The organism is Streptomyces sp. NPDC047315 (genome assembly GCF_040643215.1).
Classification (GTDB): domain Bacteria; phylum Actinomycetota; class Actinomycetes; order Streptomycetales; family Streptomycetaceae; genus Streptomyces.
The window spans coordinates 1-17,683 of the sequence record NZ_JBEYTZ010000014.1; the positions used below are offsets into that span (position 1 = coordinate 1).

The following is a 17,683-nucleotide window of genomic DNA, read 5'->3' on the forward strand; positions in this document are numbered from 1 at the left end:
CGTTTCCAACCTTACCAGATCTTTTTCCCGGTCCGTTTCCGGACTTCGATTTCGATCAGGTGGCCGATTGGAGTGGCCTTTTGCCTTTCGGCGTGTTCACTACGTTAACCGATTTCCCCGGCGACTCATAATCGAGTGTTTGGGATTGAATTTCGGCATGCCGAAATCGCACCCGTTTGGGTTCGTCGTGAGTAGTGGATGGCCGCTCCGGGGTGCTGAACAGCAGGCCCCGTCTCAAGCGGCTCGGGCTACGTTAGGCGGCTCGGATCGACGAGTCAAGTTGCCCTCTTGCGCGGCGCGTGGGCCCGGTACGGGCTGACCGTGGGGTCCCCGTTGATCCAGTAGCGCCAGGGGTGATGTGCTCCGTCGCCGCCCACTCCGGTGCGGGGGCCGTTGCGCACCAGGTCAGAGGCGGGCGCCTGGCCCGGGTAGAGAGTCAGGGGGGCGTCGCCGTCCGTACAGAGGTCGGTGCCGTTGAGGGCGCGGTCGACGTCGAGGGCGGTCGCGAGGCGCGCCGGGCCTTTGGCCAGTTCCTTGTCGTATCGGGCCGAGACTCGACGTTTGCGAGCGAGCTCCTTGCCCTCCAGGATCTCCCCTGCGCGCAGCAGTACACCGCTCGCCCGGCCCTCCGGGCCGCACACGACGTTGAGGCAGTGCCACATGCCGTAGGTGAAGTAGACGTACGCGTGTCCGGGCGGGCCGAACATGACCTCGTTGCGCGGGGTCCGGCCGCGGTAGGCGTGGGAGCCGGGGTCGACCTCGCCCGCGTACGCCTCGACCTCGGTGATGCGCAGTTCCATCAGACCGTCGTCGGTGCGGCGCACCAGAGTGCAGCCGAGGAGCTCCGGTGCCACGTCGAGGACGGGGCGGTCGAAGAACGACCGAGGGATGGGCGTACGGTCGGGGCGCTCGATCATGGCGTCCGAGGGTACCGGTGGAACCGGTTGGGGGCGCCGTGCGTTTGAGTCGACGAGGCAATAGCTAAGGGAGTGGAACGGGAATGGGCTTCAAGAAGCTGCTCGCCAGCCTGGGTGCAGGCGGTGCCTCGGTGGAGACGGTGCTCACCGAGGAGAACGTCGTGCCCGGCGGTGTCGTCCAGGGCGAGGTGCGGATCCAGGGCGGTTCGGTCGACCAGCAGATCGAGGCGCTGTCCGTCGGTCTGCAGGCGCGCGTCGAAGTCGAGAGCGGCGACCAGGAGGTCAAGCAGAACATCGAGTTCGTCAAGCAGCAGCTCGGCGGCGCGTTCGAGGTGAAGGCCGGGGCGGTGCACGTGGTGCCGTTCGGGCTGGAGATCCCCTGGGAGACGCCGGTCACCGCCATCGCCGGGCAGCAGCTGCGCGGGATGGACATCGGGGTGACGACGGAGCTGGCGATCGCGCGTGCGGTGGACTCGGGCGACCTGGACCCGATCCAGGTGCACCCGCTGCCGTCGCAGCAGGCGATCCTGGACGCGTTCATCCAGCTCGGCTTCCGCTTCAAGAGCGCGGACATGGAGCGCGGGCAGATCCGGGGCACCCGCCAGCGGCTGCCGTTCTACCAGGAGATCGAGTTCTACCCGCCGCAGCAGTACCGGGGGCTGCACCAGGTCGAGGTGTCGTTCGTCGCCGACGACCGCGGGATGGACGTCGTCGTGGAGATGGACAAGAAGCCGGGGCTGTTCAGCGAGGGCAGCGACTCGTACAAGGCATTCAAGGTCGGGCACCAGGACTACGCGTCGACGGACTGGGCCGCGTATCTGAACCAGTGGCTCGCCGACGTCGGGGGCCGGCGCAACTGGCTCTGACGAAGCCCTAGGGTCGGGCACTACCGCACTACTGGACTGCGAACGGAAGGTTCGGACGTGACCGAGCAGAAGAGGGCCCCTCTGCCGCATGACTTCCACCCCGAGGTGCCGTCGTTCACCGTGGTGAGCGATGACGTGGCGCCGGGGGCGGTGCTCAAGGCCGATCAGGTCTACGCGGAGGGGAACGTCTCGCCGCACCTGCGATGGGAGGGCTTCCCCGCCGGTGCCAAGAGCTTCGCGGTGACCTGCTTCGATCCGGACGCGCCGACGGGCAGCGGGTTCTGGCACTGGGTGCTCTTCGACATTCCGGCGTCGGTGACGGAGCTGCCGGCCGGTGCGGGCAGCGGCTCCTTGGAGGGGTTGCCGGCCGGCGCCGTGCACGTACGGAACGACTACGGGTCGAAGGACTTCGGCGGCGCCGCTCCCCCGGCGGGCGACGGGCCGCACCGCTATGTGTTCACTGTGTACGCGGTGGACAGCGAGAAGCTGGGGCCGGACGCCGACGTGTCGCCCGCGGTGGTCGGGTTCAATCTGCGGTTCCACACGCTGGGCCGCGCCCAGCTCGTCGGGGAGTACGAGGTTCCGGCAGCCGGCTGACGCTCCCCCGCGGTCGTACTGGTAGTTCGACTGTTGTTTGCCCTGTCCTGGTCTTGGAGAGATCAGGACAGGGCAGTTTTTTCTCCACCGGCGGTCTCCAGGGCTCCCGGAGGGCGTGGATATTGCGTTGTCCATCTCGGCCTGCCCAGCCAGAGTTGATCCATCCGGGGCCCGCGGGGGGCGCCGGGCCGGTGAACGGAGGCGGGGGAAGATGCGGGACACGCTGGTGCTGAACGCGAGCTTTGAGCCGCTGTCCACGGTGACGCTGAACCGTGCGGTGGTGCTGGTGCTCCAGGACAAGGCGGTCGTGGAACAGGCCCACCCCGACCTCCGTGTGCGCGCCGCCGCGGTGGACCTACCGGTGCCCCGGGTGATCAGGCTCTGCCGGTACGTGCGGGTGCCGTTCCGAAGACAGGCTCCGTGGTCGCGCAGGGGGGTGCTGGTGCGGGACCAGCACCGGTGCGCCTACTGCGGTAGGCGCGCCACGACCGTGGACCACGTGGTGCCGCGGTCGCACGGTGGTGCGGACAGCTGGCTGAACACGGTGGCCTCCTGTGCCGAGGACAACCACCACAAGGCGGACCGTACGCCGGAGCAGGCGGGGATGCCGCTGCTGTTCGAGCCGTTCGTGCCGTCTCCGGCGGATGCGATGCTGCTGGGGATGCGGGTCGGCGAGCGGACCGCGCTGCCGGCGTGGCTGAAGGCCCGACCTGCTGCTTGACGCTTCGAGGGCTCGTTCCCGTACGGGGACGGGCCCTTCGTCGTGCGTGCTCGTGGCGGCTCAGCCGTAGCGGTACAGGACGAGCTGGACGAGGGCGACGGTGCCGACCACGACGATGAGGACGCGCAGGAACTTCGGGGAGAGTTTGCGGCCGACCTTGGCGCCCAGCTGGCCGCCGATGGTGGAGCCGACGGCGATCAGGGCGACGGCGGTCCAGTCGAAGTCGGCGACGAAGAGGAAGAAGACCGCGGCGACGCTGTTGACGACGGCGGCGAGGATGTTCTTCGTGGCGTTCAGGCGCTGGAGGGTGTCGTTGATCAGCATGCCCATCAGGGCCATGTAGATGATGCCCTGGGCTGCGGTGAAGTAGCCGCCGTAGACGCTGGCCAGCAGGATGCCGACGAGCAGCAGGGGGCCGCCGTCGGGGTGGGCGGTGGTGCCGTTGGCCTCGCGTCGGCGTTGGACGGCGGCGGAGATCCGGGGCTGGAGGATCACCAGCGCGAGGGCGAGGGTGACCAGGATCGGGACGATCGTCTCGAAGGCCGTGCTGGGGAGGGTGAGCAGCAGGGCGGCGCCGGTGACGCCGCCGACGGTGGCGACGGCGGCGAGGCGCAGTACGCGGCGGCGCTGGCCGGTGAGCTCGGCGCGGTAGCCGATGGCGCCGCTGATGGAGCCGGCGACCAGGCCGAGGCCGTTGGAGACGGTGGCGGTGACGGGCGACAGGCCGACGGCGAGGAGCACCGGGAAGGTGATCAAGGTGCCGGAGCCGACGATGGTGTTGATCGTCCCGGCGCTGATGCCCGCCGCGAAGACGGCGAGCATCTCCCAGATGGTCACGTGGCCCCCCATGATCGGTGCGGTGAGCACCGATCATGCCAAGTGGCGGCGGTCCTAGTCGACGGGGGGTTCTTCTCGGCGCTCGACGCCGGTGCCGGGGGCCTTGGTGCCGGTGTTGAAGCCGGGGGCGCCGTTGCCGAGGTTGCCGAAGGCGCCGGAGAGGCCCTTGAGGGCGTCGCCGATCTCGCTGGGGACGATCCAGAGCTTGTTGGCGTCACCCTCGGCGATCTTCGGGAGCATCTGGAGGTACTGGTACGAGAGCAGCTTCTGGTCCGGGTCGCCGGCGTGGATGGACTCGAAGACGGTCCGGATGGCCTGGGCCTCGCCCTCGGCGCGCAGGGCGGCGGCCTTGGCCTCGCCCTCGGCGCGCAGGATGGCGGACTGCTTCTCGCCTTCGGCGGTGAGGATCTGCGACTGCCTGATGCCTTCGGCGGTGAGGATGGCGGCGCGCTTGTCCCGGTCGGCGCGCATCTGCTTCTCCATCGAGTCCTGGATGGAGGTGGGCGGCTCGATGGCCTTCAGCTCGACGCGGTTGACGCGGATGCCCCACTTGCCGGTGGCCTCGTCGAGGACGCCGCGCAGGGCCGCGTTGATCTCCTCGCGGGAGGTGAGGGTCCGCTCCAGGTCCATGCCGCCGATGATGTTCCGCAGGGTGGTGACGGTCAGCTGCTCGATGGCCTGGATGTAGCTGGCGACCTCGTAGGTCGCGGCGCGGGCGTCGGTGACCTGGTAGTAGATGACGGTGTCGATGTTGACGACCAGGTTGTCCTGGGTGATCACCGGCTGCGGCGGGAAGGGGACGACCTGTTCACGCAGGTCGATGCGGTTGCGGATGGAGTCGATGAACGGGACCACGATGTTCAGGCCGGCGTTCAGGGTGCGGGTGTAGCGGCCGAACCGTTCGACGATGGCTGCGCTGGCCTGCGGGATGACCTGGATCGTCTTGATCAGGGCGATGAAGACCAGCACCACCAAAATGATCAGGACGATGATGATCGGTTGCATCGCGTTCCCCGTGTTCCTTCGCTGCCGGATGATGGTGTGATGATGATCGAGTTTCCCAGATCGGAGGCCGGTATGGGGGCCGTTCCGGTCACATGACGACGGCCGTGGCGCCGTCGATCTCGACCACGTCGACCTGTTGGCCCGGCTCGAAGCTCATCGCGGAGTCGAGCGGGCGGGCCGACCACACCTCGCCGGCCAGCTTGATCCGGCCTCCGTTGGAGTCGACCCGTTCCAGTACGACCGCTTGACGGCCCTTCAGCGCGTCCACTCCGCTGCTGAACTCCGGGCGTCCCGTGCGGTGCCGGGCGGCCAGGGGTCGGACGACGGCGATGAGCGCGACGGAGACGACCACGAAGACGAGCACCTGGGCGACGATCCCGCCGCCGAGCGCCGCGACGACGGCCGCGGCGACCGCGCCCGCCGACAGCATGCCGAATTCGGGCATCGCCGTCATGACGAGCGGAATGCCCAGTCCGACCGCGCCGATCAGCCACCACACCCATGCGTCGATTTCCACATGGTCATGGTAGGTGCGCCGGTCGGCTCGGGACAGGGGGCATCGGCCCCGGAAGGGGATCGGGCCGGATCGGAGCCCAGCAAGATCCGTAAGAGTCCGTAAGAGAGGGTCTAGCCCAGGGGGAGGCCGTGGGCGGTCCAGCGGTCGGCCGTGTGTTCCACCACCAGGGGGAGGCCGAAGCAGCGGGAGAGGTTGCGGGAGGTCAGCTCCATCTCGATGGGGCCGGCGGCGAGCACCTTGCCCTGGCGGATCATCAGGACGTGGGTGAAGCCGGGGGCGATCTCCTCGACGTGGTGCGTGACCATGATCATGGAGGGGGCCAGCGGGTCCCGGGCGAGCCGGCCGAGGCGGCGGACCAGGTCCTCGCGGCCTCCGAGGTCGAGCCCGGCGGCGGGCTCGTCGAGGAGGAGGAGTTCGGGGTCGGTCATCATGGCGCGGGCGATCAGGGTGCGCTTGCGCTCGCCCTCGGAGAGGGTGCCGAACCGGCGGTCCAGGTACTCGGTCATGCCGAGGCGGTCGAGGAAGGCGCGGGCGCGCTCCTCGTCGATCGGGTCGTAGTCCTCGTGCCAGGTGGCGGTCATGCCGTACGCCGCGGTCAGCACGGTCTGCAGGACCGTCTGGCGCTGGGGCAGCTTCTCCGACATGGCGATGCCGGCCACGCCGATGCGGGGGCGGAGTTCAAAAACATCAACATCGCCGAGGCGTTCGTCGAGGATGCGGACGGTGCCGGTGGTCGGGAAGAGGTAGCTGGACGCGAGGTTGAGCAGGGTGGTCTTGCCCGCGCCGTTGGGACCGAGGATGACCCAGCGCTCCCCTTCCTTGACGGACCAGGAGACGTCGTCCACCAGAGCGCGTCCGTCGCGGACCACGGATACGTCCACCAGCTCCAGTACATCGCTCATGAGCGCGTTGTCTCCCCATGCAGTCGTGATGCAGTCGTGTTCAGGTCGCGAGGGCTTGACGCCGGTGGGCGGCCCCCTCAGTGAAATCTACGCCACCGGTGGGACGGGCCGGCGCCCCGGTCCGATCCTTGGTCGGTGCACGGGTGGTGGCGGCGGTCGCACTTGGGGGCGTCGGCGCCGTGTCCTTAGGCTGGGGGCATGCTCTTGGATCCTTCGGAACCACGTTCAGGACGGCTGGCCGCGTGGGGCAACGCCCTGTTGGCCGGGGCCGTGTCGCCCGACGACGCGGTGGAGGCGATCGTCGGCGACGACGCGGTGCACCGGGTGACGGGGTTGCCGGGCGAGTCGGGGCCGGTCGGGCTGACGTTGGCGCTGGGGCGGCTGCGGTCGCTCGGGGTCAGCGGGTGGCGGGTCGCGCTGCCGGTGCCGGGGCATCCGCTGGGGCTCAGCGGGCCGCCGGAGTTCAATGCGCGGGCGCTGGAGGCGGAGGAGGCGGTCGTCGGGTACGGCGCGCCGTACGGGCTGGTGCCGCAGGTGCACGAGGCGGGTTCACCGGGCGATCTGCACGTGGAGGTCGTCTGGGAGTGCCTGCCGGTGCGGGAGGCGATGCCGGCGGACGTGCCGTCCCTCGGCGAGGCGGAACGGGAGTTGGCGGAGGGGCTTCGGGAGGCGACGGCGACGCTGTCGCGGCTCGACGTGGCGGCGTCGGGGCCGGTGGCGGAGGCGGCGATCGACGCGTACCGGGCGCGTGCGGAGGCGGGGCGGGCCGGGTTGGCCCCGGGGTATCCGCCGCGGGCGGTACGGGTGTGGGAACTGGCGCAGCGCGTGGGGCTGCTGATTGCGCTGGCGCACGAGCGGGGGCACGGCGGTGCGGTGAGCGCGTCGGAGATGGCGGCGCGGGGGGAGGCGCTGAGGCCGGTGGAGCGGGTGGCTCGGCGGGCGCGGGTCGCTGCGTACAACTCCTACGTGGAGGGGCTGGAGCGGGGGGTGTAGGCGCGCCCGCTCCAGCCTGCGCATGGGCACGCGATGCGGGGTGCCGGCTGGCGGCTGGCGGTTTCGTCGTGGTTGGCCACGCACGCTCTCGCGCCCCTTGTCGCCCACCCATTCGGGACGACCTGCCGTCGTGCGGCGAACCGTCCGCAGTGGCTTGTCGCGCGGTTCCTCCCCCTACGCCCAGGGGCGTGGGGGAACCCCCACCTGCGCCCTGCGGGCACGGTGGGACCCCCAGCGCCCCAAAGCGCCTACCCACTCGGGACGGACCGATATCGCGCGGCCAACCGTTCGTTGTGGTTTGTCGCGCAGTTCCCCGCGCCCCTGTTTGACTTCCCCCGTCACATATCTGCGGGCTGGAGGACAGGCTTTCAGAGCGCTGGGGGTCACCCCGCGCCCCTGGGTGCACGGGGCGCGGGGAAACGGGCGGGTGGAGGTCAGCCGTTGACCGCGGCGTTGGCGAAGGCGGGGTTGAGGAGGCCGATCACGTTGATCGAGTTGCCGGAGACGTTCACCGGGACGTGGACCGGGACCTGGACCGCGTTGCCCGAGGCGACGCCCGGGGAGTTGGTCGCGGCGCCGTGCGCGTGAGCGCCGGGGGTCGCGGAGGCGATGCCGGCGCCGGCGGCGACGAGACCGCCGGTGATCATGGTGATGGCGGCGGCCTTCTTCAGGTTCTTCACGTGGGTCATCCTCACTGGGCGTTCGCCGCGGCGGGTCCGCCGCGGCACGCACTGGAGAACGGCGAACGGACGGTCAGGATGCGCCGTCCGGGTGATGTCCACCCGACAGTATGAATCTCCGATCAACGGGGAACCCCGGCGGGACGCCCGGGTCAGCTGGTCAGGCCGTGGCGTACGGCCCAGAGCGCGGCCTGGGTGCGGTCCGCCAGGTCGAGTTTCATCAGGATGTTCGACACGTGCGTCTTGACGGTCTTCTCGGAGAGGACGAGGGCGCGGGCGATCTCCCGGTTGGAGCGGCCGTCGGCGATCAGGCCGAGGACCTCGCGCTCCCGTTCGGTGAGGCTGCTGCCGCGGCCGGTGCCGGTGGCGGGGTCGTCCTGGGTGAGCAGGGCCCCGGCGACCTCCGGCTGGAGGAGCACGTGCCCGGCGTGTACGGAGCGGATGGCTCCGGCGAGCGCTTCGGGGTCGACGTCCTTGTACACGTATCCGGAGGCGCCGGCGCGCAGGGCGGGGACGACGGTGCGCTGTTCGGTGAAGCTGGTGACGATGAGGACCTTCGCCGGGTTGGCCAGCTCGCGCAGCCGGCGCAGGGCCTCGATGCCGTCGGTGCCGGGCATCTTGACGTCCATGAGGACGACGTCCGGCTTCAGTTCCTCGGCGCGGGCGACCCCCTCGTCGCCGTCGCCGGCCTCGCCGACGACCTCGATGTCGTCCTGGATCTCCAGGAACGTCCGCAGTCCGCGGCGGACTACCTGGTGGTCGTCGACGAGTAGGACCCGGATCTTTCGGTCACCCACCGGGGACCTCCATTTCGATCGTGGTGCCCTTGCCGGGCGCGGAGTGGACGCGGAGCCGGCCGCCGACGCCGCTCGCGCGGTCGCGCATGGAGACCAGGCCCAGGTGCCGGCCGGCCCGGCGGACCGTGCGGGGCTCGAAGCCCTTGCCGTTGTCGGTGATGCTGAGGACGGCGCCCTGGCCGCGGCGGGCGAGGACCACGTCGACGCGGTCGGCCTCGGAGTGGCGCAGTGCGTTGTGGAGGGCTTCCTGGGCGACGCGTAGGAGGGCCTCCTCCTGGGCGGCGGGCAGGGCCTTGGTGCCGCAGGTGTCGAAGGTGACCCGGGCCGAGTGGGCGCGGTCGAGCACCTGGATCTGGGTGCGCAGGGTGTTGATCAGGCCGTCCTCGTCGAGGGCGGCGGGGCGCAGTTCGACGACGGCGGCCCGCAGCTCGTCCGCGGCTTCCGCGGCGAGGGCGGCGACCTGCTGGAGTTCGCCCTTGGCGCGGCCGGGGTCGCGGTCGACGAGGGCTGCGGCGGCCTGTGCGGTCAGCCGCAGGGAGAAGAGCTTCTGGCTGACGGCGTCGTGGAGTTCGTGGGCGAGGCGGGAGCGCTCCTCGGCGATGGTCAGTTCGCGGCTGCGTTCGTACAGCCGGGCGTTGGTGAGGGCGATGGCCGCGTGCTGGGCGAGTATCGAGAGCAGTTCCTCGTCCGTCTCGGTGAAGCCGCAGCCGCCGTCCGTCCTCGGGCAGCGCTTGTTGGCGAGGAAGAGGGCGCCGATGATCTCGTCGCCGTCCTTGATGGGCAGGCCGAGGAAGTCGGACAGCTCGGGGTGGGCGCTGGGCCAGCCGCCGAAGCGGGGGTCCTGGCGCACGTCCGCGAGGCGTTCGGTGCGGGCGTCGCGGAGCATCGAGGCGAGGACGCCGTGTTGCCGGGGCAGCGGGCCGATCGCCTTCCACTGGGCGTCGCTGACGCCGTCGACCACGAACTGGGCGAAGCCGCCGTGGTCGTCGGGGACGCCCAGGGCCGCGTACTCCGCGTCCAGCAGCTCCCGCGCCGAGGCCACGATCGTCTTGAGGACGTCGCGGACCTCCAGGTGCCGGCTCATGGCGAGCAGTGCGGTGCTCACGGCCGAGAGGCCGGAGCTGGGTCGATGGCTCATGGACCTCACGGTACCGGCGGAGGTGACCGTGCGTATCGGCCCGTCGACGGCGTCCGCTTAGGGCTCGGGTCCTAGGTCGAAGTGCCTTGTCGGATGGGGTCTCGGGGACGAGGTGGCGGGCCGTGACCCCTTCTTACGGTGGGGGCGTCGGGCGTCGGCGTGTCCCGCGCCCGGGCCCGCGTCAGGCGCGGGCGACCAGAGCACGGAACACGAGGGGATGGCCGACATGCCGGTAGCGCTGATCACGGGTGGTTCGAAGGGGCTGGGACGGGCGCTGGCGCTGGCGCTGGCCGAGCGCGGTTGGGACCTGGTGCTGAGCGCCAGGACGGCGGCCGTGCTGGCGGAGAGCGCCGAGCGGGTGGGGGTGCACGGGACGCGGGTGGTGGCGGTCGCGGGGGACGTGACGGACGCCGTGCACCGCGGTGAGCTGGTGGCGGCGGCGCGGCGGCTCGGCGGTCTGGACCTGTTGGTGAGCAATGCGAGCGTGCTGGGGGCGGAGCCCTTGGTGCGGTTGGACGAGCAGTCCCTGGACGGTTTGCGCACGGCGCTGGAGACGAACGTGGTGGCGGCGCTGGGCCTGGTCCAGGAGGCGCTGCCGCTGCTGCGGGAGTCGCCGGCGGGGACGGTGATCGCGGTCAGCTCGGACGCGGCGGCGGAGGCGTACGAGACGTGGGGCGGCTACGGGGCGTCGAAGGCGGCGCTGGACCACCTGGCCGCGGTCCTCGGGGTCGAGGAGCCGCGACTGCGGGTGTGGGCGGTGGACCCGGGTGACATGGACACCGATCTGTACGCCGCCGCGGTGCCGGACGACGGCGAGCCGCGACCGACGCCCGAGTCGGTGGTCCCGGGCTTCCTGCGGCTGCTGGACGAGCGCCCGGTGAGCGGGCGGTACGGGGCGCCGGCGCTCTTGGGGTCGGTGTGAGCGGCCGGGGCGGCCCCTGTCGTCACCAGGGGGTGGGGGCCGCCGCGGTGGTGGAGCCGGCGTTGGAGTCGCTGGCGGTGCCCGACGGGCTGTCGGCGCGGGTGCCGGCGGAGGTGCGGGGCGCCGGCCGGGACGACGTGCGGCTGCTGGTGTCGCGCGGGGAGCGGGTGTCCCACCACTCCTTCCGTGCGCTGCCCGCGCTGCTGCGGGCCGGGGACGTCCTGGTGGTGAACACCTCCGCCACGCTGCCCGCGGCCGTGAACGGCCGGCTGGGCGGCGCGCCGGTCGTCGTCCACTTCTCCACGCGCGGGGACGACGGCCGGTGGGCCGTGGAGCTGCGGGAGCCGGACGGGGCGGGGAGCACCCGGCGGCGCGCGGGCGGGCCGGTGGGCGCCGCGGTGCGGCTGCCGGGCGGGGCGCGGCTGGTGCTGGTGCGGCCGTTGTCACCGGGGGCTGACCGGCTGTGGTGGGCGGAGGTGTCGGTGCCGGTGCCGGGGCTGCTGCGCCGGTACGGGCGGCCGATCCGTTACGCGTACACCCTGCGTGACCAGCCGCTGTCGGCATACCAGACGGTCTTCGCGCTCCCCTCCCCCGACGGGGCGGGGTCGGCGGAGATGCCGAGTGCGGCGCGGCCCTTCACCGCGGGTCTGGTGGCGGAGCTGGTGAGTCGGGGGGTGCAGTTCGCGCCGGTCGTGCTGCACACGGGGGTGGCGTCGGCGGAGGCGCACGAGCCGCCGTATCCGGAGCGGTACGCGGTGCCGGCGACCACGGCGTGGCTGGTGAACGCGGCCCGGGCGGGCGGTGGCCGGATGGTGGCGGTGGGGACGACGGCCGTACGGGCGCTGGAGTCCGCGGCGGCGCGGACGGCGGGGCCGGGGGCGGGGGCGGGCGGGCGCGGGGTGGTGCAGGCGGCGGTGGGGTGGACGGACCTGGTGGTCACCCCCGAGCGCGGGGTGCGCGTGGTGGACGGGCTCCTGACCGGGCTGCACGAGCCCGCGGCCTCGCATCTGCTGATGCTGGAGGCGATCGCGGGGCGGCCGGCCCTCGTCCGTGCGTATGAGGCGGCGCTACGGGGCCGCTATCTGTGGCATGAGTTCGGGGACGTGCATCTCGTCCTCCCGGATGACCATCGATAAGAGTCCTCACTCATTGAGTTGCTGGTGCAACTCATTGTGAAATCGAAGGGGGCTCGATGTGAGCCCGGGCATAGGACGCAGGTCACTTACGAATCCACCTAGTGGAGATATAAAGACCCTGTGAGCGGGGATTGAGCGGTAGGAAGGGCGCCTTCTCGGCGCCCTTCTCCACTATCCAGGGTCGTACGTCACATGATTGCCATGGGTTTTTGCTGGCGCTAAGAATTACCTCTCGTCGCCGCCCGCCGTGGAGCGCAGCGCCATTCCGGCGAGCTGATTGCGACTTCCCCGATTCGAAGAGGTACGTCTGTATGTCCGCGACCAGTATCCGTATGACCAAGGCCCGCAAGGTCTCGATCGCCGGTATCGCCGCCGCCGGTGTTGCAGCTGTCACCCTCTCCCTGGTGCCCGGTGGCGCCACCGAGGCGCAGGCCGCCACGGTCACCTCCGCCGCCCCGGCCGCCGCCGCGACCCTGAACACCGAGGCCGTCCAGGCGGGCGTCCTCAAGACGGGCCTGGAGGCCCAGAAGTCCAGCATCGACGCCCAGGTCCAGGAGGCCGTGCAGGGCGCCGTGCAGGCCGAGAAGGACGCCAAGGCCGCCGCCGATGCCGCGGTGCAGAAGGCCGCGGCCGAGGCCGCCGCCAAGAAGGCCGAGGTCGAGAAGAAGGCCGCGCAGGTCGTCGAGGCCGCCAAGCCGGTCGCGAAGGAGGTCGCCGCCGCCGCGCCGAAGTCCTTCCCGAACAACCTCGACGGCTGGATCCGCGAGGCCATGTCCATCATGGACAAGCACGACATCCCGGGTTCCTACGAGGGTCTGCACCGCAACATCATGCGGGAGTCCAGCGGCAACCCGAACGCGATCAACAACTGGGACATCAACGCCCAGAACGGCATCCCGTCCAAGGGCCTGCTCCAGGTCATCCAGCCGACCTTCAACACGTACCACGTGGCCGGCACCAAGTTCGACCTGTACGACCCGGTCGCCAACATCGTGGCCGCGGCCAACTACGCCGCCGACCGCTACGGCTCGATCGACAACGTCTTCGGCGCCTACTGAGCCGAGGGACACGCAGACGCCGGAGGGCGGCACCCCGCGAAAGGGGTGCCGCCCTCGGCGCGTATGCGGGGCCGGTCGCTACTTGCGCATGACCTCCGGCTCGTGCCGGCGCAGCAGCCGGGCGACCACGATGCCGCAGACCACGCCGATGGCCAGCAGCACTCCGACGTTCATGCCCCACTGGCCCGCGCTGGCCTCCCACAGCGGGTCGAGGTCGCCGGGGTTCTCCTGGTCCCACGGCGGCATCAGCCGTCCGAGGTCCAGGGTGCTGGCGGTGCCCGCGATGGCCCAGCGGGAGGGCATGAGGTAGGCGAACTGCTCCAGGCCCGGCGAGCCGTACACCTTGAAGAGGATGCCGGTGAAGACGACCTGGACGATCGCGAACATCACCAGCAGCGGCATGGTCTTCTCGGCGGTCTTGACCAGCGAGGAGATCACCAGGCCGAACATCATCGAGGTGAAGCCGAGGGCGATGACCACCAGGCACATCTCGACGGCCGGCGGCATCAGCAGGCCCTCGGCGGGCAGCTCGCGGGTGGCGAAGCCGATGCCGCAGATGATCACGCCCTGGACGGCCGTGATCAGGCCGAGCACGAGCACCTTGGACATCAGGTACGCGGAGCGGGACAGGCCGGTGGCGCGCTCGCGCTCGTAGATCACCCGTTCCTTGATCAGCTCGCGCACCGAGTTCGCCGCGCCGGAGAAGCACATGCCGACCGCGAGGATCAGCATGATCGTGCCGGCCTCGCTGTTGAACCGCGCCTTGCCGTCGTCGGGGGCCGTGAGGCCGTAGTCGGCCGGGATGACCACGCTGACCAGGCCGAGGACGGCCGGCAGGATCAGCATCAGGGCCATGAAGCCCTTGTCGGAGCGGATGACGGCGAGGTAGCGGCGCATCAGCGTGAAGAGCTGGGCGCCCCAGCTCTGCGGCTTCGGCGGGCGGATCTGCTGCGGTGAGGGCAGGCTGACGGCCTGGGCGGCGCCGGTCTGCTCGCCGCCCGCTTCCGCCGCGTACATCTGGTAGTGCTGCGAGCCGCGCCAGCGGCCGGCCCAGTCGTAGTCGCGGTAGTTCTCGAACGCGGAGAAGACGTCGGCCCAGGTGCCGTAGCCGAAGAAGTTCAGGGCCTCGCCGGGCGGGCCGAAGTAGGCGACCGCGCCGCCGGGCGCCATCACCAGCAGCTTGTCGCACTGGTTCAGCTCGGCGACGGAGTGGGTCACCACCAGGACGGTGCGGCCGTCGTCGGCGAGTCCGCGCAGCAGCGTCATCACGTCGCGGTCCATGCCGGGGTCGAGGCCGGAGGTCGGCTCGTCCAGGAAGATCAGCGACGGCTTGGTCAGCAGCTCCAGCGCGACGGAGACCCGCTTGCGCTGGCCGCCGGAGAGGGAGGTGACCTTCTTGTCCTTGTGGATGTCGAGCTTCAGCTCGCGCAGCACCTCCTCGATGCGGGCCTCGCGCTCCGCGGCGGCGGTGTCGCCGGGGAAGCGGAGCTTGGCCGCGTAGCGCAGCGCCTTGAGGACGGTCAGCTCCTTGTGGAGGATGTCGTCCTGCGGGACCAGGCCGATGCGCTGGCGGAGCTCGGCGAACTGCTTGTACAGGCTCCGGCCGTCGTAGAGGACGTCGCCCTGGTTCGCCGGGCGGTAGCCGGTGAGGGCCTTGAGGAGGGTCGACTTGCCGGACCCGGAGGGGCCGATCACGCCGATCAGGGACTTCTCCGGGACGCCGAAGGAGACGTCCCGCAGGATCTGCTTGCCGCCGTCGACGGTGACCGTGAGGTTGCGGGCGGAGAAGGTGACCTCTCCGGTGTCGACGAACTCCTCCAGCCGGTCGCCGACGATCCGGAAGGTGGAGTGGCCGACGCCGACGATGTCGCCCGGTCCGATGACGACGGTCTGGGACTTGGCCATCGGCTGGCCGTTGACGTAGGTGCCGTTGTGCGAGCCGAGGTCCCGCAGCTGGAAGCGGCCGTCGGGGGTGGCGGTGAACTCGGCGTGGTGGCGCGAGACCTGGAGGTCGGCGACGACGAGTTCGTTCTCCAGGGCGCGGCCGATGCGCATGACGCGGCCGAGCGCCAGCTGGTGGAAGGTGGTGGGGCTGCGGTCGCCGTACACGGGCGGGGCCCCCGCGGCCCCGCCGTGCGCCGGCTGCGCGGCTCCGTGTTGAGGGGGTATGTGCGGCAGGTGCTGCGGCACGGGTTGTTGCTGAGCCTGGTGCGGCGCCTGGTGCTGGTTCGGTATGTGGTGTTGCTGCTGCTGTTGTGGTTGTGGCCAGCCCTGCGGCGGTTGGCCGTGGGGCGCGGCCTGAGCCGGTTGCGCCGGCGCGGCCTGAGCCGCGACGGGCGCGACCGAAGGCGCCGCAGCCGCAGTCGCGGACGGTGCGCCGAGGGCGCTCGCGGGCGGGGCGGAGAGGCCCAGCCGCGGCCCGTCGGTGGCGTTGCCCAGCCGTACCGCCGAGCCGGCCCCGATCTCGGTCTGTTGGATCCGATGGCCCTCCACGTACGTGCCGTTGGTGCTGCCGTGGTCCTCGATCACCCAGCCGCGCCCGCTCCAGCTGATGCTGGCGTGCCGCCAGGAGACCCGGGCGTCCTCGAAGACCACGTCCCCTTGGGGATCCCGACCGAGGGTGTACGACCTGGACGGGTCGAGCGTCCAGGTCCTTCCGTTCAATTCCAGTACGAGTTCTCGCACTCCATGCCCCACTAGCTTGTCCCCCGAATTACCCCCGCCACGGGGAGTCTAGGGATGGCGAACAATGGGGGGAACTATTTCAGGCGCGGCCCCGTAGCTGGTAGTCGGGCTGGTGGCGGCCCTCAAGTGCCTTGTGGGGACGGCCCGTTGACGACAGCGGGGCGGGCGCGGACAGTGGTAGCCGTCCCGTGCCGCGGCGGGGTGCGAGCATGCCGCGGCGGCCGGTGGACACAAGCGGCAGTTCGGCTCTGTGGGTTTCGGGGGGGCGGGTCTCGTGCGCGACGCCGACCGCATCGACGGCACGACCGGCGCCGGCCGTGCGGCTCGGGTGCCGTGGGGCGAGGTGGTGCTGTCCGCCGTCGCCGCGGTGAGCTGGGCGTTCGTCGGGATGGCCGGGGTGGCGGCGCTGGGGCTGCACCTGTTGGAGGCGGACGCGTCCGGGTCGCTCGGCCCGATGACCGCGGCGGTGGTCGTACTCGCGGTGGGCGGTTCGGTCGAGCCGTCGGGAGACGTGTCCGCGTTCGGCCTGGAAGGGGCCGGGGCGCGGACGGCGATCGACATCACGCCGCTCGGGGTGAGCCTGGTCGGGGCACTGCTGCTGGCGTACGTCTTCCTGCGCAGTTTGCGGCGGGCGAGGGTGTACGTCCCGGGGAGCGAACTCGCCGCCCGGGCGGGCGCCGTGGTCGCACTGTTCGTCGCGGTGACCGCCGGCCTCGCGTGGGCCGGGCACGAGGCGATCACCTTCGACGGCGGGAAGCTGGGCTCCGGCGGCGCTTCCGACGGCGGCGTCGAGCTGCCCGGCATCGGCGACGTCGACCTTCCTGACGTGGACGTTCCGGGCGTCGGTGACCTCGGCGGGCTGCTGCCGGACCGGTTGGGCGACCTCGTGGACGCACAGGCGTCGGTCGGCTACCGCGTCGAGACGGGTCCTTCGCTGCTCGCGGCGCTGGTGTGGGTCGTCGGGGTGCTGGTCATCGCGCTGCTGGCGGGGCGGCGGGCACCGCTGCCGCGCTCCTTGGACGGACTGGTCCGCCCGCTGCGGCCGGCCGCTTCGGCGCTGGTCTCGGTGGCCGTCGTCGCCGTGCTCGCCGGGTACGCGGCTGCGGGGTACGCGGCGATCGGCGACGAGAACCCGAAGCTGATCGCCGGCTCCGCGCTGCTCGGCGCCCCGAACGGGGTGTGGCTGGGCATCCCGCTGGGGCTGTTCGTGCCGTGGGAGGGCCGGGCCGACGGTGACCTGGCGCGCCTGCTGCCGGATCCGTTGGACGAGTACCTGCGCGTATCGGGGGACGAGCCCGTGACCGTCGCCCGACTGGCGGAACTGGACGGGGCGGTGTGGCTGCTGGCGGTGGCGACCGCCGTGATGATGCTGCACACGGGGGTCCTCGCGGCGGCGCGCACCCCGCTCGGGCCGGGGGGCACGGGCGCGACGGGCGGCGCGCTCGGGTTCGCGGCGCGGTGCGCGCTACGGCTCGGGGCGCTGGGCGCGCTGGCGCTGCCGCTCGCGGTGTGGCTGACGGGCGTCTCCGTCGGCGCCTCGCTCTCGGTCCTCGGCGTCGACGCGTTCGGGGCAGCCGTCGAACTCCACGGCGACCTCGGTGCGGCGGCGCTGCTCGGTGCGGCGTGGGGGGCGGGAGCCGGCGGGGCGGGGGCGCTGCTGGTGCACGCCGCCGTCCGACGGGGTGCGGCGCTACGGGCAGCGGCGGAAGGGCCCATCGCTCAGTCGTACGATCCGGGGCCATACGATCCGAGCGCTCCCTACCGGCCGCCGAACCCGGACACCAACCCCTATCTGCGCCGTCCCCCACCGCCGGAGGAGGGCGGTCGGGGCGACCGGGAGCCCGCTGGCTGACCTGCGCGCGGCGGGCCTGACGGTGTCCAGCAGCCGGGACGCGTCGTCTCGCCGTAACCT

The 17,683-nt window shown here is 71.5% G+C and carries 17 protein-coding genes; 8 read left to right on the plus strand and 9 right to left on the minus strand.

Annotated elements, in window-relative coordinates; all coding sequences use genetic code 11:
- Positions 1-275 precede the first annotated feature (275 nt).
- Positions 276-917 (minus strand): DNA-3-methyladenine glycosylase, encoded by a 642-nt coding sequence (locus ABZ842_RS17905; RefSeq protein WP_361537649.1) that lies wholly within the window; start codon positions 915-917, stop codon positions 276-278.
- Between the two features lie 83 nt (positions 918-1,000).
- Here ABZ842_RS17905 and ABZ842_RS17910 point away from each other — a divergent pair, with 83 nt between their 5' ends.
- The 3 genes from ABZ842_RS17910 to ABZ842_RS17920 all read left to right on the plus strand — a co-directional run bounded on the left by ABZ842_RS17910 (position 1,001) and on the right by ABZ842_RS17920 (position 3,101).
- A complete protein-coding gene (locus ABZ842_RS17910) occupies positions 1,001-1,783 on the plus strand; it encodes a sporulation protein (protein ID WP_361537650.1) in 783 nt (260 codons plus the stop codon).
- Between the two features lie 57 nt (positions 1,784-1,840).
- On the plus strand, positions 1,841-2,380 hold the full coding sequence (locus tag ABZ842_RS17915) for a YbhB/YbcL family Raf kinase inhibitor-like protein (protein ID WP_361537651.1): 540 nt from the start codon (positions 1,841-1,843) through the stop codon (positions 2,378-2,380).
- Between the two features lie 211 nt (positions 2,381-2,591).
- Positions 2,592-3,101, plus strand: a complete 510-nt coding sequence (locus tag ABZ842_RS17920; RefSeq protein ID WP_361537652.1) for an HNH endonuclease — start codon at positions 2,592-2,594, stop codon at positions 3,099-3,101.
- 60 nt (positions 3,102-3,161) lie between these two features.
- Here ABZ842_RS17920 and ABZ842_RS17925 read toward each other — a convergent pair whose 3' ends face one another.
- From ABZ842_RS17925 to ABZ842_RS17940, 4 genes are all read right to left on the minus strand, one after another.
- Positions 3,162-3,938, minus strand: coding sequence for a sulfite exporter TauE/SafE family protein (locus ABZ842_RS17925; protein WP_361537653.1), 777 nt, complete (start codon positions 3,936-3,938; stop codon positions 3,162-3,164).
- A 54-nt stretch (positions 3,939-3,992) separates the two neighbouring features.
- The gene (locus ABZ842_RS17930; RefSeq protein ID WP_361537654.1) at positions 3,993-4,943 is read right to left on the minus strand and encodes an SPFH domain-containing protein; all 951 of its coding nucleotides are present in this window, start codon (positions 4,941-4,943) and stop codon (positions 3,993-3,995) included.
- Between the two features lie 88 nt (positions 4,944-5,031).
- Positions 5,032-5,460, minus strand: a complete 429-nt coding sequence (locus ABZ842_RS17935) for an NfeD family protein (protein WP_361537655.1) — start codon at positions 5,458-5,460, stop codon at positions 5,032-5,034.
- A gap of 110 nt (positions 5,461-5,570) precedes the next feature.
- A complete protein-coding gene (locus ABZ842_RS17940) occupies positions 5,571-6,362 on the minus strand; it encodes an ABC transporter ATP-binding protein (protein WP_361537656.1) in 792 nt (263 codons plus the stop codon).
- Between the two features lie 198 nt (positions 6,363-6,560).
- On the opposite strand from ABZ842_RS17940, the gene ABZ842_RS17945 reads away from it, so the two are divergent.
- Positions 6,561-7,355: a hypothetical protein gene (locus tag ABZ842_RS17945; protein WP_361537657.1), complete on the plus strand. Its 795-nt coding sequence runs from the start codon at positions 6,561-6,563 to the stop codon at positions 7,353-7,355.
- A 434-nt stretch (positions 7,356-7,789) separates the two neighbouring features.
- Here ABZ842_RS17945 and ABZ842_RS17950 read toward each other — a convergent pair whose 3' ends face one another.
- From ABZ842_RS17950 to ABZ842_RS17960, 3 genes are all read right to left on the minus strand, one after another.
- Positions 7,790-8,035 (minus strand): chaplin, encoded by a 246-nt coding sequence (locus tag ABZ842_RS17950; RefSeq protein WP_361537658.1) that lies wholly within the window; start codon positions 8,033-8,035, stop codon positions 7,790-7,792.
- Positions 8,036-8,187: 152 nt separating this feature from the next.
- Entirely contained in the window at positions 8,188-8,832 is a 645-nt protein-coding gene (locus ABZ842_RS17955; protein WP_361537659.1) for a response regulator transcription factor, read from the minus strand.
- Complete coding sequence (locus ABZ842_RS17960) at positions 8,825-9,970, minus strand: GAF domain-containing sensor histidine kinase (protein WP_361537660.1); 1,146 nt, start codon at positions 9,968-9,970, stop codon at positions 8,825-8,827. Before ABZ842_RS17960 ends, ABZ842_RS17955 begins: the two co-directional genes overlap by 8 nt.
- 226 nt (positions 9,971-10,196) lie before the next feature.
- On the opposite strand from ABZ842_RS17960, the gene ABZ842_RS17965 reads away from it, so the two are divergent.
- The 3 genes from ABZ842_RS17965 to ABZ842_RS17975 all read left to right on the plus strand — a co-directional run bounded on the left by ABZ842_RS17965 (position 10,197) and on the right by ABZ842_RS17975 (position 13,086).
- Complete coding sequence (locus tag ABZ842_RS17965) at positions 10,197-10,892, plus strand: SDR family NAD(P)-dependent oxidoreductase (protein WP_361537661.1); 696 nt, start codon at positions 10,197-10,199, stop codon at positions 10,890-10,892.
- A gap of 47 nt (positions 10,893-10,939) precedes the next feature.
- A complete protein-coding gene (locus ABZ842_RS17970) occupies positions 10,940-12,028 on the plus strand; it encodes an S-adenosylmethionine:tRNA ribosyltransferase-isomerase (protein WP_361537662.1) in 1,089 nt (362 codons plus the stop codon).
- 311 nt (positions 12,029-12,339) lie between these two features.
- On the plus strand, positions 12,340-13,086 hold the full coding sequence (locus ABZ842_RS17975) for a transglycosylase SLT domain-containing protein (protein WP_361537663.1): 747 nt from the start codon (positions 12,340-12,342) through the stop codon (positions 13,084-13,086).
- 78 nt (positions 13,087-13,164) lie between these two features.
- Here ABZ842_RS17975 and ABZ842_RS17980 read toward each other — a convergent pair whose 3' ends face one another.
- Positions 13,165-15,783, minus strand: a complete 2,619-nt coding sequence (locus ABZ842_RS17980) for an FHA domain-containing protein (RefSeq protein ID WP_361537664.1) — start codon at positions 15,781-15,783, stop codon at positions 13,165-13,167.
- Positions 15,784-16,045: 262 nt separating this feature from the next.
- Between ABZ842_RS17980 and ABZ842_RS17985 the strand changes: the two genes are divergently transcribed.
- A complete protein-coding gene (locus ABZ842_RS17985) occupies positions 16,046-17,623 on the plus strand; it encodes a streptophobe family protein (protein ID WP_361537665.1) in 1,578 nt (525 codons plus the stop codon).
- Positions 17,624-17,683 lie beyond the last annotated feature (60 nt).